Annotated in this window: 14 protein-coding genes; all 14 read right to left on the bottom strand. The window is 65.1% G+C overall.

What is annotated here, in order from left to right:
- Position 1: 1 nt before the first annotated feature.
- Entirely contained in the window at positions 2-2,419 is a 2,418-nt protein-coding gene (bamA, locus tag OQZ28_RS08860) for an outer membrane protein assembly factor BamA (RefSeq protein ID WP_130730239.1), read from the bottom strand.
- Between the two features lie 192 nt (positions 2,420-2,611).
- Complete coding sequence (rseP, locus tag OQZ28_RS08865; protein ID WP_130730085.1) at positions 2,612-3,721, bottom strand: RIP metalloprotease RseP; 1,110 nt, start codon at positions 3,719-3,721, stop codon at positions 2,612-2,614.
- 48 nt (positions 3,722-3,769) lie between these two features.
- Positions 3,770-4,927: a 1-deoxy-D-xylulose-5-phosphate reductoisomerase gene (gene dxr, locus OQZ28_RS08870; RefSeq protein ID WP_458135858.1), complete on the bottom strand. Its 1,158-nt coding sequence runs from the start codon at positions 4,925-4,927 to the stop codon at positions 3,770-3,772.
- Positions 4,928-4,971: 44 nt separating this feature from the next.
- A complete protein-coding gene (locus tag OQZ28_RS08875) occupies positions 4,972-5,817 on the bottom strand; it encodes a phosphatidate cytidylyltransferase (RefSeq protein ID WP_458135859.1) in 846 nt (281 codons plus the stop codon).
- Positions 5,801-6,475 (bottom strand): polyprenyl diphosphate synthase, encoded by a 675-nt coding sequence (uppS, locus tag OQZ28_RS08880; protein ID WP_242621685.1) that lies wholly within the window; start codon positions 6,473-6,475, stop codon positions 5,801-5,803. The genes OQZ28_RS08875 and uppS overlap by 17 nt, the downstream gene beginning before the upstream one ends.
- A gap of 131 nt (positions 6,476-6,606) precedes the next feature.
- A complete protein-coding gene (gene frr, locus OQZ28_RS08885; RefSeq protein ID WP_130730089.1) occupies positions 6,607-7,173 on the bottom strand; it encodes a ribosome recycling factor in 567 nt (188 codons plus the stop codon).
- Positions 7,174-7,240: 67 nt separating this feature from the next.
- Positions 7,241-7,981 carry a UMP kinase gene (gene pyrH / locus OQZ28_RS08890; protein WP_078526615.1) on the bottom strand — a complete coding sequence of 247 codons (741 nt, stop codon included), beginning with the start codon at positions 7,979-7,981 and terminating at the stop codon, positions 7,241-7,243.
- A 117-nt stretch (positions 7,982-8,098) separates the two neighbouring features.
- Positions 8,099-9,013: a GTPase Era gene (gene era / locus OQZ28_RS08895; RefSeq protein WP_130730091.1), complete on the bottom strand. Its 915-nt coding sequence runs from the start codon at positions 9,011-9,013 to the stop codon at positions 8,099-8,101.
- Positions 9,010-9,786 carry a ribonuclease III gene (gene rnc / locus OQZ28_RS08900; RefSeq protein WP_130730092.1) on the bottom strand — a complete coding sequence of 259 codons (777 nt, stop codon included), beginning with the start codon at positions 9,784-9,786 and terminating at the stop codon, positions 9,010-9,012. Before rnc ends, era begins: the two co-directional genes overlap by 4 nt.
- A 2-nt stretch (positions 9,787-9,788) precedes the next feature.
- Positions 9,789-10,589 (bottom strand): signal peptidase I, encoded by an 801-nt coding sequence (gene lepB / locus OQZ28_RS08905; RefSeq protein WP_130730240.1) that lies wholly within the window; start codon positions 10,587-10,589, stop codon positions 9,789-9,791.
- A gap of 127 nt (positions 10,590-10,716) precedes the next feature.
- The gene (gene acpS / locus OQZ28_RS08910) at positions 10,717-11,130 is read right to left on the bottom strand and encodes a holo-ACP synthase (protein ID WP_458135860.1); all 414 of its coding nucleotides are present in this window, start codon (positions 11,128-11,130) and stop codon (positions 10,717-10,719) included.
- Between the two features lie 6 nt (positions 11,131-11,136).
- Complete coding sequence (locus OQZ28_RS08915; protein ID WP_458135867.1) at positions 11,137-13,431, bottom strand: RelA/SpoT family protein; 2,295 nt, start codon at positions 13,429-13,431, stop codon at positions 11,137-11,139.
- A 60-nt stretch (positions 13,432-13,491) separates the two neighbouring features.
- A complete protein-coding gene (gene rpoZ, locus OQZ28_RS08920) occupies positions 13,492-13,887 on the bottom strand; it encodes a DNA-directed RNA polymerase subunit omega (protein WP_078526605.1) in 396 nt (131 codons plus the stop codon).
- A gap of 92 nt (positions 13,888-13,979) precedes the next feature.
- Positions 13,980-14,519: a 2-amino-4-hydroxy-6-hydroxymethyldihydropteridine diphosphokinase gene (gene folK / locus OQZ28_RS08925; protein WP_458135861.1), complete on the bottom strand. Its 540-nt coding sequence runs from the start codon at positions 14,517-14,519 to the stop codon at positions 13,980-13,982.
- Positions 14,520-14,819: the final 300 nt, after the last annotated feature.

The following is a 14,819-nucleotide window of genomic DNA, read 5'->3' on the forward strand; positions in this document are numbered from 1 at the left end:
CTCAGAATTGTTGGCCGAAGCCGAAGCGGAGCAGCTGGGTCCTGTCATTGGTTCCCTTGTGCAGGGGAACACCCAGATCGATATTCACGAGACCGAACGGACTCTTCCACGCAATGCCCACGCCTGTCGAGACAACAGGCGTCAGCGTATCGTCATAGACCGGCGTATATTTCGGCCAGTCCTTCATGGAAGTGTAGCGGCGGCGCACGCGCAGGCCATCAAGGCCACCCATATCCACGAAGTAACGCCCCTTGATGCCCATGGCCGAGGCGAACGGAATGGGGAAATCCACCTGCGCCGAGGCCGTATACATGAACCGGCCACCAAGGAAGTCCTGCTGCGAATGCATCGGGTTGCCGTCACGCGCGGGAATGGCGTAGCTTCGCGGCCCGACGCCACCATCCATGAAGCCGCGCAGCGAGTTACCACCAAGGTAGAAGTTATCGATGATGTCGCTGCGACCGCCGCCCCAGTTCATGATGTCGCCCGCGCCACCACGGAAGCTGACGGTCCACTCATGGTTGCCCATGATGCTGTCGAGCGGAATGTAGTAGGCAGCATCGATCTTGCCACGCAGGTAGCGCTCGTTGCCGCCGATACCCGCGAAGTCACCACCCACACGTACCACGAAACCTTTATGCGGCTGCTGCCGCCGGTCGCGTGTATCGTATGTCAGTGTGGTGCTCAGCTGCGACAGCAGCGACCAGCCGGACTGATCATGCACGTAGTATGATGAATCCGACCATGTATCGTCCACCTGCCGGTCGGTCAGCGTATAGTTCCACGACTGCGACAGGTGGTTGTTGTAGGAATAACCCATCCGCAGCGTGATGCCATACCGGCCTTCAGAATAGCTCTGATAGGTCATGTAATGGTTCTGCATGCCGAAGATGTCGATACCGGCCACGAGGTTGCGGTTGAGGAAATACGGGTCGGTCAGCGAGATGTCGGCCTGGTCTTCGTAATACGCGGCCGTGCCGGTAAAGCCGGCATCGATGCCGGTGCCGAGCAGGTTATGCTGCTTGAGGCCAAGGTTGCCGAGCACGCCGGCGTCGGTCGAGTAACCGCCACCAAGCGAGAACTCGCCGGTGGGCTTTTCCACCACATCGGCCGAGATGTTGACCTTGTCCGGCGCGGAACCCGGGGTCTGGTCGATCGAGACGGTCTTGAAGAAGCCGAGGTCTTCCAGAATCATCTTGGAATATTTGCGGTCGAGCGGGGTGTACGGATCGCCTTCGGCCATGGGCAGCTGGCGGCGGATCACCTTGTCCTCGGTAATGGTGTTGCCGTTGATGTCGATGCGCTCGACATACATCCGCGGCCCTTCGCTGATGTCGAACAGCAGGTTGACGGTGCGCTTTTCGGGGTTGCGCGCGATCTCGGGGTGCACCATGGCGAAGGGATAACCCTTGCCCTGCAGCATTTCCTGCATGTTGGTGGCGTTATGCTGGATCGCGCTGCCATCGTACCACTGCCCATGGAAGAGCGAGATGTACTTCTTCATCGAATCCGCCGAGACATGCCGCAGCGAGGACTGCACGCTCATCTTGTTCAGGCGGTAGCGCGGGCCTTCCTCCATCGTATAGGTGATGTAGAAGCTCTTGCGGTCGGGCGAGAGTTCGCCCGTGGCGTTCTTGATCTGGAAATCGACAAAGCCGTTCTTCAGGTAGAAACGATGCAGCAGTTCGGCATCATATTTGATGCGCTCGGGGTTGTACTGGTCGCTTGAGGCAAAGAAGCGGTACCACGCCGTCTCCTTCGAGGAAACGACGCCCGCGAGCTGCGCGCTGCTGAACGACCTGTTGCCAACGAACGTGACCTTCTTGATCAGGGTCTTCTGCGCTTCGTTGATATGGAAGATCACATCCACCCGGTTATGCGCGAGCCGGATGATCTGGGGGGTGACGGTGGCGGCGTAACGCGCCTTCTCGGCATAGACGCCCAGGATCTTCTGGCGGTCGGCCGAGATGCCCTGCGGCGAGTAGACCGCGCGCGGGCGCAGCGAGATGACCTTGGTCAGGTCCTCGTCCTTGGCGGCGTGATTGCCCTCGAACACGATGCGGTTGACGATCGGATTCTCGACCACATGCACCTCGAGCACGTTACCCACGCGCTTGAGCGTTACATCATGGAACAGGCCGGTGGCGTAGAGTGTCTTGAGCGAACGGTCGAGCAGATCCTGATTGAACCGGTCACCGGGCTGCACGACCATGTAGGACAGGATGGTGCTGGTCTCGATCCGGCTGTTGCCCTTGATGTCAACCGCCTCGATCGGGTCCTCCAGCGGGGGGGGCCTGATCGCCTCGACCTGCGGGGCCTGCGCATCTTCCCCGCCGCCTGGCGCCGTCTCTCCGCCGAATGGCGTGTTCTGTGCCGCTTCATCCTGTGCGTGGGCGCCAGCGGTCCAGAACAGCGGCACAACGCAGACAGACGCAAGCAGCGCTGAACGTTTACTCGACAATATCGCTATTCCTCACCACTCGGCATGCGGATCAGCCATGCATTAAGACCGGATGGAGGGCCGGCTCCCTTCCTGTCATGTATCAGCCTTGGTGGCGCACCTATCCGATATACACCACACTGTGCAAGCACTTGTATCACTCAGTGCACCTTACCCGTGTCCAGCGCGCGAGGCGAGCCACTGAAACAGCCCAAAATGTGACAGATCGTTAAATGTCGAAAACAGGAACAGCCCGGCAATGAGGGCGAAGCCAACCTGAAAGCTGACTTCCTGCACCCGGCGCGAGACCGGTCGCCCCAGAATAGCCTCAAAAATATAAAATACCAGCCGCCCGCCATCAAGAATCGGCACCGGGAACAGGTTGATCAGCCCGAGGTTGATCGACAGCAGCGCCATGAAGGAAACGAGGCTTGCCACCCCGTACTGCGCCACCTGCCCCGACATCTGGGCAATGCGCAGCGGGCCGCCCAGATCCTTGGTGCTGTGCTTGCCCGTAATCATCTGCCACAGCCCGTCAAGCGTCTGGACCGAGACGTCCCACGTCTCCTTCACCGCCGAGACAAACGCGCGCGGCAGGGATTGCGGCTTGCCCATTTCAACCGCGAAGGCCACGCCAATCTGGCCGTGCGGCGTGCCGCCCTTTTCCGTAACGCTGCCGATATGGACGGGCAGCGTGGTGTCGCCGCCATTGCGGTGAATGCCCAGCGTGGTGTCCACGCCCGCCTGGCCGCCCACGAAATTGCGCAGGTCGGTCACGTCACGCACCGCATGGTCGCCCACGCGCGTGATCACGTCGCCCTTTTCCACCCCGGCCACGGCCGCCGGGCCACCCGGCGTCACCGCATCGACCTGCGTGAGCACGCGGATCTGGCCTGCGGTGGCGAACAGGCCGGTAAACAGCACGATGGCGAGCAGGAAATTGAAAACCGGCCCCGCCAGGATCACGATGGCCCGCGAGCCCACCGGCTTGTCATGGAAGGTGCGGCCGGGCTGCCATGCGGCCTTCTGCTCCTCGGTCGCGTCTTCCGGGCCTTCGAATCCATGCGGGCGCACGAAGCCGCCCAGCGGCACCGGGCACAGCCGCCATTCCGTGCCCACGCTGTCATGCCAGCGCAGCAGCGGGCGGCCAAAACCGATCGAAAATACCTCGACATGCACGCCACGCCAGCGCGCGGCGAGATAGTGACCAAGTTCGTGGATGAAGACCAGCACTCCCAACACAAGGGAGAACGCCAGAAGGGTCCGGATCAGATCATGCATGAATGCTAAGCTATCCCCCGATGGCCGCCGTGACCATCCACAATCACATCAAGCCGCGCGGGCAGCGGTGCGCAGGCGGGCGACACGGCGGGCCTCGCCATCCCAGTGCAGGACTTCCTCCAGCGTATCCGCGCGCTGCGGCCCGATGGACTGCATCACGTCCTCGACGATGCGGGCAATATCAAGAAAGCCGATTTCGCGCTTGAGGAAGGCCTCGACCGCAATTTCATTCGCCCCTGACAGGATGGCCGGCATGGCGCCGCCCACGCGCAGGGATTCGCGCGCAAGGCGCAGCGCGGGGAAGCGGACTTCATCAGGCGCCTCAAAATCAAGCCGCGCCAGCGCCGCAAGGTCGAGCCGGGGCGAGTTGGTGGGCATGCGCCGGGGCCAGGCCAGCGTGTGGGCGATGGGAATGCGCATGTCGGCCGAGCCAAGCTGGGCGACGATGGAGCCATCGGTATACTGCACCATGCCATGCACCACGGATTGCGGGTGCACGACCACGCCGAGTTTGTCCTCGGTCACGTTGAACAGGCGCGCGGCCTCGATCAGTTCCAGCCCCTTGTTGAACATGGTGGCGGAATCGATGGTGATCTTGGCCCCCATGGTCCAGGTCGGGTGCTTGAGTGCGGCTTCAAGCGGGGCCTTTTCCATTTCCTCAAGCGTGGCGCGGCGGAACGGGCCGCCCGATGCGGTGAGGATGATCTGCTCGACCTCATCGGCCTGCTTGTCGGCCATGGACTGGAACACGGCGTTATGCTCGGAATCGACCGGCAGCAGCGTTGCCCCTGCATCGGCCACGGCCTTGAGCATGACATCGCCCGCACAGACCAGCGCCTCCTTGTTGGCAAGGGCCACGGCATTGCCGTTCTTCACCGCCGCCAGCGTGGGTTCCAGGCCGATTGCGCCCGTAATGGCCGCCATGGTCCAGTCAACCGGCAGGCTTGCCGCCTCGATCACGGCCCTGCGGCCGCCAGCGGTTTCGATGCCCGTGCCCGCCAGCAGGGTTTCCAGTTCCGGCAGCAGGGTTTCATCGGCAATGACCGCGCGGCGCGCGCCCAGAGCGCGGGCCTGCTCGGCCAGCCTGGCCACATTGCGCCCGCCCACCAGCGCGCCGGTGCTGAACTGCCCGGGCGCCTGCAGCAGCAAGTCTACCGTGGAGCAGCCGATGCTGCCCGTACTGCCCAGAACGGAAACTGTCTTCATTGCAACCTTATTCCCCAAAACGTCCCATGACCGGGACCATGGCTTCAGTGCTGGCCCACATACCAGAAAGCCGCCCGTCCCGCCGCCCCCAAAGACAGCAGGGCCGCCATGGGGGCCGCGACCAGCAGCCCGTCAAAACGGTCGAGCAGGCCGCCATGGCCGGGCAGGATGGTGCCCGAATCCTTTACGCCGCGCGCCCGCTTGAGCGCGCTTTCCGCCAGGTCGCCCACCTGGGCCGCAAGGGCGATCACCCCGCCAAACACCGCGCCCCGCCACAGCACGCCCGGCTGGGCCGCGGGCATGAAGCTCGCGATCAGCATGCCGCCCAGTACCGCGCAGGCAAGGCCGCCGACGGAGCCTGACCAGGTCTTGGCGGGTGAAATGCGCGGCGCCAGCTTGGGCCCGCCAAACAGGCGGCCTGTCATGTAGGCCCCGGTATCGCTCAGCGCCACGCAGGATACGACAAACAGGACCACGCCCGCCCCCGGATCGCTCATGGTGCGCAGCCACAGCAGCGACAGCCCGGCACAGCCAATGGCCAGCTGCCCCGCCCCGAGTGCCGGACCAAGAACCAGCCCCGCCGCCATAACCAGCAGCGCACCGCTCCAATGACCGGCCACCGCGGCAATGCCGATGCACGCGGCCCACGCCATGCACAACTGCCCGCGCCGCGTTTCAAGCCCGAAGCCGAACATGCGCGCCCACTCGACCGCCATGCCCGCCATGGCCAGCACGATCATCGCGCCATAAAGCAGGCCGCCATACCACACGCACAGCCCGGCGCACGGTATCAGCACCGCAGCCGACAGCACGCGCGCGCGCAGGTCTTTCCAGTTGCCTGATTTTACTGGCGCAACGGAAGCCGCCCCCCCTTCACGCCGGTCTTGCACCGAATCGCCTTTCACGCCGCGAGTAGATCTCGAGCACGGTATCGAAATGCGCTTCGTCAAAATCCGGCCAGGGCGTGTCGAGAAAAACCAGTTCGGCATAGGCCGACTGCCACAGCAGGAAGTTCGACAGGCGGCTCTCGCCACTGGTGCGCACCACCAGGTCGGGGTCCGGCATGCCTGCGGTCAGCAGGGCGCTGGAAAAGAGGGATTCATCGATTTCGTCCGCCGCGATATCGCCCCGCGCCACGGCCTGCGCCATGCGGGCGGCTGCCTGCACGATATCCGCCCGGCCTCCGTACGAGAGGGCAAGGACCAGCACCAGCCGGTCATTGCCCATGGTCACCTGCTCGGCACGCCGCGCTTCTTCCTGAATGTCAGGGGGGAAGCGCGTCAGGTCGCCGATAATGCGCAGCCGCACGCCTTCACGCGACAGTTCGGCCACCTTGTGGCGCAGGTAGTAGCGCAGCAGCCCGGTCAGGTCGGCGACCTCACCGGGCGCGCGCCGCCAGTTTTCAGATGAAAAGGCATAAAGCGTAAGCCACTTCACGCCGCGCTTGATGGCGACCGTAACAGTGCGCTGCACCGCCTCCGCCCCGGCGCGATGACCTGCAAGCAGCGGCAGCCCCCGCGTATTGGCCCAGCGCCCGTTGCCATCCATGATGATGGCAACATGCTCGGGCAGGCACGCAGCGCCTGCAACCGGATGATCTGACCCGGACAAAACCTGATCGTCCTCCTTAGTCATGCGCGGTAGGGGGTAGGGAAAGCGGGGCAGGATGCACGGAAGGGTCAGACCTGCTTGATCTCGCGTTCTTTCTCGACCAGCAGGTCGTCCACGCGCTTGACGTACTGGTCCGTCAGCTTCTGGATCGCGTCAGACCACGTCTTCACGTCATCTTCGCTGATGTCGCCCGCCTTTTCCTGCTTCTTGGTCTGGTCCATGCCATCGCGGCGCACGCCACGCACGGCAATCTTGCCGTTCTCGGCATACTTGCCGGCCGCGCGGGCCAGCTCGTTGCGGCGTTCCTCGGTCAGCTGCGGAATGGGCACGCGCACGGTCTGGCCATCAGCCGCCGGGTTCAGGCCCAGCCCGGCGTCGCGGATCGCGCGCTCGACAGCCCCCACCAGCGTGCGGTCCCACACCTGCACGGTCAGCATGCGCGCCTCGGGCACGGCAATGGAGCCGACCTGGGTCAGCGGCACTTCGCCGCCATAGGCCTCAACGCGCACCGGCTCAAGCAGGGCCGGGCTGGCGCGGCCCGAACGCAGGCCGGCAAAATCACGGCGCAGGCTTTCGATGGCGCCGTCCATGCGGCGGGTCAGATCCGCCAGCAAACTTTTCTGATCGACAGACACTGTGGCCCTCCTCCTAATAATCAGTCCATCGCCTGGCGCATCTGCGCCACGGGCAATCCGGCGTGCGTCAGTCCGCCGCCACGATGGTGGTAAAACGCCCCTCGCCCCGCATCACGCGCGAGAAGGGTTCCTGCCCGTGAATGTTGAAGACCACGATGGGCAGGCGGTTCTCACGCGCAAGGCTGATGGCGGCGGCATCCATGACATTGAGGTCATTGGCCAGCACATCGCGGTAGGTCAGCGTGTCGTAACGCGTGGCATCGGGGTGCTTGCGCGGGTCGGCGGAATACACGCCATCGACCTGCGTGCCCTTGAACAGGGCGTCGCATTCCATCTCGGCAGCGCGCAGCGCGGCCCCCGTATCGGTGGTGAAGAACGGGTTGCCGGTGCCTGCGGCGAAGATCACCACCCGCCCCTTTTCCATGTGCCGCACGGCGCGGCGGCGGATATAGGGCTCGGCGATGGAGGACATGTGAATGGCCGTCATGACCCGCGTGGGCACGCCGTGGCGCTCGAGCGAGTTCTGCATGAGCAGCGCGTTGATCACGGTGGCCAGCATGCCGGCGTAATCACCCTGCGCGCGGTCCATGCCCCGCGCCGCCGCCGCAACACCACGGAAGATGTTGCCGCCGCCAATGACAAGGCACACCTCGACCCCGGTCCGCGCCACGGCCGCCACGTCAACCGCAATGGCGTCAACCGTTGCCGGATCGACGCCGTAAGACCCGCTCCCCATCAGGGCCTCGCCTGACACCTTGAGCAGAACACGCTTGTATGACGGAGCGGGGGTTTTGACGGGCTGGGTCATTGGGCCTCGGGACAGGTCAGGCAAACAGGGCTAGGGACGGGCAGGCCGCCCGGCCATGCCCTGTCATATAGACGGATGCCCCCCCCCACAAGCCGATGATGCCGCTCTTTTGAGGATTCAGGAAATGTCATCCAGGCCGATGGCGCGCAGGCGGGCGCGCTCCTCGTCCCATCCCGCGCGTTCCTTCACGTTGAGGAAAAGGTGGCAGTTACGGTCCAGAAGGCGGCCAAGTTCGCGCCGCGCCTTCTCGCCAATGGCGCGAATCCGGCTGCCCTTGTCGCCAATCAGGATCGCCTTGTGCGAGGCGCGCGTGACATAGATCGTGACCTCGATGCGCACCGAGCCGTCAGGGCGTTCCTCAAAGCTTTCCGTCTCCGCCGTGGCGGCATAGGGCACTTCCTGATGGGTCTGCAAGAACACCTGCTCGCGCACCATCTCGGCGGCCAGCAGGCGGTCGGGCAGGTCGGTCAGGTCATCCTCGGGGTAGAGATAGGGGCCCTTGGGCAGCTCGGCGGCGATCCGGTCGAGCAGGTCGTCCACCCCCTCGCCCGAGCGCGCGCTGACCATGAACACGTGCTCGACCGGCAGGATGGCGGAAAGCTGGGCCGTGAGCGGCAGCAGCATGTCGCGCCTGACCAGGTCGGTCTTGTTGAGCACCAGCCACAGCCTGCGCTTCTGCTCGGCCAGACGGGTGGCGATGGCGTGCAGCGCATCGGTCATGCCCGCGCGGGCATCGACGATGAGCAGGGTGATGTCCGCATCTTCCGAGCCGGTCCAGGCGGCGGCGACCATGGCGCGGTCGAGCTTGCGCTTGGGCTGGAAGATGCCCGGCGTATCGACGAGCAGCATCTGGGTCGTGCCGCGCATGAGAATGCCCAGCACCCTAAAGCGCGTGGTCTGCGCCTTGGGGCTGACGATGGACAGCTTGGTGCCCGCCATGCGGTTGAGCAGCGTGGACTTGCCCGCATTGGGCGCGCCCACAATCGCCACGAAACCGCAGCGTGTCGTATGATCAGTATCCTGGCCGGTCATTGTCCCTGCCCTTTACGGTTCGTGGTGGTGGCGGCCTGGCTGTCCACGCCCAACTGGCGCAGCAGGTCCGATGCGGCATCGCTTTCAGCCGCGCGCTTGCTGCCTGCAACGCCCTGTCCGGTCCTGCCCTGCGCATCGACCGCAATGACAAAACGCGGCGCGTGCGATGGGCCGTCCGATGAGACGACACGGTATTGCGGCAGGGGCAGGCCGCGCCCGAGCACCCATTCCTGCAAGGCCGTCTTGGGGTCCTTGGGCGGGCGGGCCTGGGCTATGATGGCCTCGCGCCACATGCGACGCACGAAGGCACGGGCCGGGTCGAGCCCGCCATCAAGATACAGTGCGCCGAGCAGCGCCTCGACCGCATCGGCCAGCACGGTGGCCATCTGCCGCACGCCTGCGCGGGCTTCATGCTCGGCTACGTCAAGCGCCGATTGCAGCTTCATTTCATGGGCCACCTGCGCCAGCACCGTGCGCGAGACCAGATGGGCGTGCCGTGGGCCAAGCGCGCCTTCCTGTTCATCAGGGAAGCGCTCGAGCAGCCATTCGGCCATGACCAGCCCGAGCACCCGGTCGCCGATGAACTCAAGGCGCTCGTTCGACCCCGCCCCGCGCTTGGCCACGCTGAGGCGCGTGCGGCGGTTGCCACTGCGCTCATGCGCTGCCGAGCGGTGGGTCAGCGCACGCAGCAGCAGTTCGGGGCGGGTGAAGTGGTAGTCCAGGCACGCCTCCAGCCGCCTGATCTCGGCCACGGGAACGCGCTCGGCCTCCATGGTCAGTGCACCCCCATGAACAGGCGGCCCCAGCGGATCTCGCTCGGCCAGTACCATACCTGCCAGAACGGGTGCGCGTTATCGACCGACATGAAGATCCACTTCGCCTGCCCCACCAGATTCTCCATCGGCACGAAGCCGAGGTCCTGCGGCTCGTCGCCCATGAAGCGGCTGTCGGCGCTGTCATCGCGGTTGTCGCCCATGGCGAAGAAGTAGCCCGGCGGCACGACATATTCCGGCGTGTCGTTCTTGCCGCCCTCATCGGTCAGCTTCAGGATATCATGCGCCACGGGGCCGTGGCCGCCGCTGCCGGGCAGGATCTCGCGGTAGCGGTCACCCTCCATGCGGGTGCGGTGCTCGTCGATGGCGGCATAATCGCCTTCGGGCTCGCGGGGCACTTCGGTGCCGTTGAGGTAGAGCTTGCCCTCGCGCATCTGCACCGTATCACCCGGCAGGCCCACGATGCGCTTGATGTAGTCGATCGAGGTATCCTTGGTGAAGCGGAACACCGCCACGTCGCCCCGATGGGGCATGCTGTTGAAAATCCGCCCCTCGAACAGGTTGGGCGCGCCGGGCAGCGCAAAATGCGAGTAGCCATAGCTGTATTTGGCCACCCACACGTAATCACCCACCTGCAGCGTCGGGATCATGGAGCCGGAGGGAATGTTGAACGGCTCGAACAGCACCGTACGCACGCTCAGAGCGAGCACGCCGGCGATGACTACGGTCCGCACGAGTTCGAGCAGCCCGCCAGAGCGACGCTCGGGCTCGGCCTGCGAGAGAATTGTCTTGTTATCGTCCATTGGCATGTCTGTATCTTCAATCCGGCTCTGGCATCGACCGGACAGGCTGCGCCGGACGAATAACGTGCGGATCAAGCCCACGCGCACCCCGCCTGTCAAGCATTGCCCAAGGGCAGCGTGAAGGGCGTCAGGCCGTGGCCGCCTTCTCCGCCATGATCATGACCTGGGCAAAGGCATAGGGGTGCTCATCGGTCATGGTCAGGAATATGTGGGGTTCATGGCCTGCGGGCAGCAGGGCCTCAAGCCGCGCCAGCGCCCCGCCCGAAAGCCGCATGACCGGCTGCCCGCCGGGCAGGTTCTCCACGCCAAGGTCGCTATGGAACACGCCATGGGCGAAGCCGGTGCCCAGCGCCTTGGCGCAGGCCTCCTTCGCCGCCCAGCGCTTGGCGTAGGTGCCCAGCCGCGCATTGCCCTGCCTGCGCGCCGCCGCCTGCTGCTCGCGCGCGGTGAACACGCGCGCGATGAAGCGCGCGCCGTGCCGGGCAAGGACCGTCTCGATCCGCCGCGCATCGCACAGGTCCGAGCCGATGCCGATCAGCATGGCAGACTACCCCCTTGCCCGTTCAACCTGCACAACACCCTTGGCAGCCCGCAGCGCCACCATGATGGCGGTCAGGTGCCGCAGGTCGCGCACTTCGATATCGGCAAGGATCTCCATGAATTCAAGCTGCCGGTTGACGATGCGCAGGTTCATCATCACGCCCTCATGCTTGGCGGCGATATTGGTCAGCGTGGCCAGCATGGCGGGCTCGTTGGCGGTGACAACGCTCAGCCGCCCGGTATGGTGGCCGGTGGCGTTGCGGGCGATCAGGTCGTAATCCCAGTCGAGGTCCATGAACCGCTCGGGGGTGGCGGCGAAGGTTTCCAGCGTCTGGCAGCCCAGCGTATGCACCGTGATACCCTTGCCGGTGGAGACGATGCCCACGATCCGGTCGCCGGGCAGCGGGTGGCAGCACCCGGCAAAATGCACCGCCATGCCCGCACCCACGCCCGCAAGCGCCATGCCGCCCGCAGCCGGCTTGCGCCGCCCCGGCACGCCGCCACTCAGCGCGCCACCCGCAGGGGCGCGCATGGACAGGCCCGGCACCATGCGCGGCGCGCGCGGCGCGCGGCGCAGCTCGGGGTAGGCTAGCTGCACCACCTCGCGCGCGGACTGGTTGCCATTGCCCACGGCCACGTACAGGTCGGCCACACTCTGCAGGCGCAGGTCCTTGAGCAGGGTATCGAGCACCTTTTCCGAGCCGTCCACCCCTTCCTGCCGGAAAGCCTTGGCCAGCGCCACGCGCCCGCTTTCCAGATGGGCCTCGCGCTGCTGCAGCGCCACATGGCGGCGGATGCGCGCGCGCGCCTTGCCGGTGGCGACAAACCGCTCCCACGAGGGCGAGGGCGTGCCGCCGCGCGCGGTCATGATCTCGACCTGGTCACCATTCTGCAACTCGTGGCGCAGCGGCATCAGGCGGCCATTGATGCGCGCGCCCACGCAGGTGTCGCCCACCTGGCTGTGCACCGCATAGGCGAAATCAACCGGCGTCGCCCCGCGCGGCAGCGAGATCAGCTGCCCCTTGGGCGTAAAGCAGAAGACCTGGTCCTGATAGAGTTCGAGCTTGGTGTTCTCGAGGAACTCATCGGGGGCCGATGAATCCTCAAGGATGTCGAGCAGGTCCTGCACCCAGCGCAGGCCCGAGACCACGCCCTTCGTCGCGCCCTTGGCCGCCGCATCGGGCAGCTGCTTGTACAGCCAGTGCGAGGCCACGCCGTTCTCGGCCACGTCGTGCATTTCCGCCGTGCGGATCTGCACCTCGATCTTCTGGTTGCGCGGATGGCGCAGCGTGACCCCGGTATGCAGGCTCTGGTAGCCGTTGGCCTTGGGGGTAGAGATATAATCCTTGAACCGCCCGGCAATGACCGGATAGGCCGCATGCACCGCGCCGAGCGCGATATAGCAGGCCTCACGCGAGGGCACGATGATGCGGAAGGCCATGATGTCGGAAAGCTGCTCGAAGGCGACATTGCGCCGCTGCATCTTTTCCCAGATGGAATAGGGCGTCTTCTCGCGCCCCGTCACCTCCACGCCCTCCAGCCCGGCATCAATGCACAGGGCCTGGAGTTCGCGGCGGATCTCCTCGATCACATCGGCGCCCTGCCCGCGCAGGTAGTTGAGCCGGGCGCGGATCGTGGCCATCGCCTCGGGCTCGAGGGCGGCGAATGACAGGTTCTGGAGCTCGACCTTGACCTTGTCCATGCCGATACGGCCGGCAAGGGGGGCGTAGATCTCCATCGTCTCGCGCGCGATGCGCTGCCTGCGGTCGATGCGCTGCACGTAATGCAGCGTGCGCATGTTGTGCAGCCGGTCGGCCAGCTTGACGAGCAGCACGCGGATATCGCGCGACATGGCCAGCACGAGCTTGCGGAAATTCTCCGCCTGCTTGGTGCGGTCGGACTGGAGTTCGAGCCGTGTGAGCTTGGTCACGCCATCGACCAGTTCGGCAACCGTATCGCCAAACTGTTCGCGCAACTGCTTCTGGGTCACCCCGGTATCTTCCACCGTATCGTGCAGGAGCGCTGTCACGATCGAGGCGGTATCGAGATGGAAGCCTGCCAGGATATTGGCTACGGCCAGCGGATGGGTGATGTAGGGATCGCCGTTATCGCGCGCCTGGCCCGCATGGGCAGCCTGGGCCACGGCAAAGGCCCTGCGGATCAGTTCCGCATCGGCGGCGGGGTCATACGCATGGATGCGCCGGATCAGCCCCTCGCAGGACAGGACGCGCTCCCCGCCCTCATGCCGGGCGGGAAGGGTGGCCGCAGGGGCAGCCACGCCGCCCGTGGCAGGCACGGGCAGGGAGGAAGATGTGGTTTCCGAGCCGGTCGGGTCAGTCACCTTCGACCCTTTCGCCAGAAATTAACGGCCCCGTCCGCTCAGGGCCGACTCAACCGATGCCTCGAGTTCTTCAGCCGACATGCCGCCGGTGGAATGGCGGGCTTCTTCCTCGGCCGAGACATCCTGCAGGCCGAAGATGTTCTGCTCGGTCGGGATCAGGTCGACCACTTCCTCATCGGCAGGCTCGGGCTCGGGCGCGCGGGCGAGCGAGCGCACGAGGTCGCTGCGGATCTGCTCGAGGTTAATGGTCTGGTCCGCGATCTCGCGCAGGGCGACAACGGGGTTCTTGTCGTTATCGCGGTCAATCGTCATTTCCTCGCCGCGCGACAGGGCGCGGGCACGCTGGGCTGCGAGCAGCACCAGTTCAAAACGATTGGGAACCCGCTCAACGCAGTCCTCGACAGTGACGCGTGCCATCAGGCCTGAACTCCGGTTGTTAAATAGGTGTGTTGATAAGAATTTACCCTATTACGCCCCCGCCTGTCGTGATGCAAGCCTTATGCGGCGCTTCAGGCCCGCTCCGGCTCCGCCATGCGCCGGATTTCCTGCCCCGCGACCCCGGGCAGGAAGGCGTCGATCCCCTGCCCCGTCACCGGGTCGCGCCAGTCGGGCATGACATCGCGCAGCGGCAGCAGCACGAAGGCGCGCTGCGTTGCGCGCGGGTGCGGCACGATGGGGTCGGGCGCCGCGCGCACCAGCGCACCCATGGAGATGATGTCAAGATCAAGCGGGCGTGCGGCGTTGGCCACCGTGCGCCTGCGCCCGGCCGCGGCCTCGATGGCGTGGAGCTGGCCAAGCAGCCAGGCCGGATCAACATCGCCCGCCATGCGCACGACTCCGTTCACATAGGGCGGCTGGCCCGAAGGCGGCACCGGCGCGCTCTCGTACCACGCCGAGACGCCCACCACCGAAAGGCCGGGGATGCGGGCGAGTTCATCCACCGCCCACAGGCAGGTCATGGCCGCAGTTTCACCACTTTCGCGCGGTAGATTGGCGCCCACCGCAATAAAGGTGTCTGTGATGCAGGAGATGGATTGCGGCATGTTCATCGGGAAACTATGGTCCGGTAGCCTGTTGCCCGATGAGTAATCCGGGCGTCAGGGAACTTCTGTGAGATGGGGTGGTTGCCGTCCTCCCCGCACGGCATCGCAATGTGCCAGAATGGTCGTTGGAAGAAACGACTGCGCGAAAGGACGGCAGATGAAGGATACAGTGATAGGCATTGATCTGGCAAAGAACATTTTCCAGGTTCATGGAGCTTCGCGTGCGGGCGAGGTGATGTTTCGCAAAAAGCTGCGTCGTCAGCAGTTTATGCAGTTCATGGCCACGCAGCCGCCTGCTCTGGTCGT

This window comes from Komagataeibacter sp. NFXK3, from assembly GCF_054182245.1.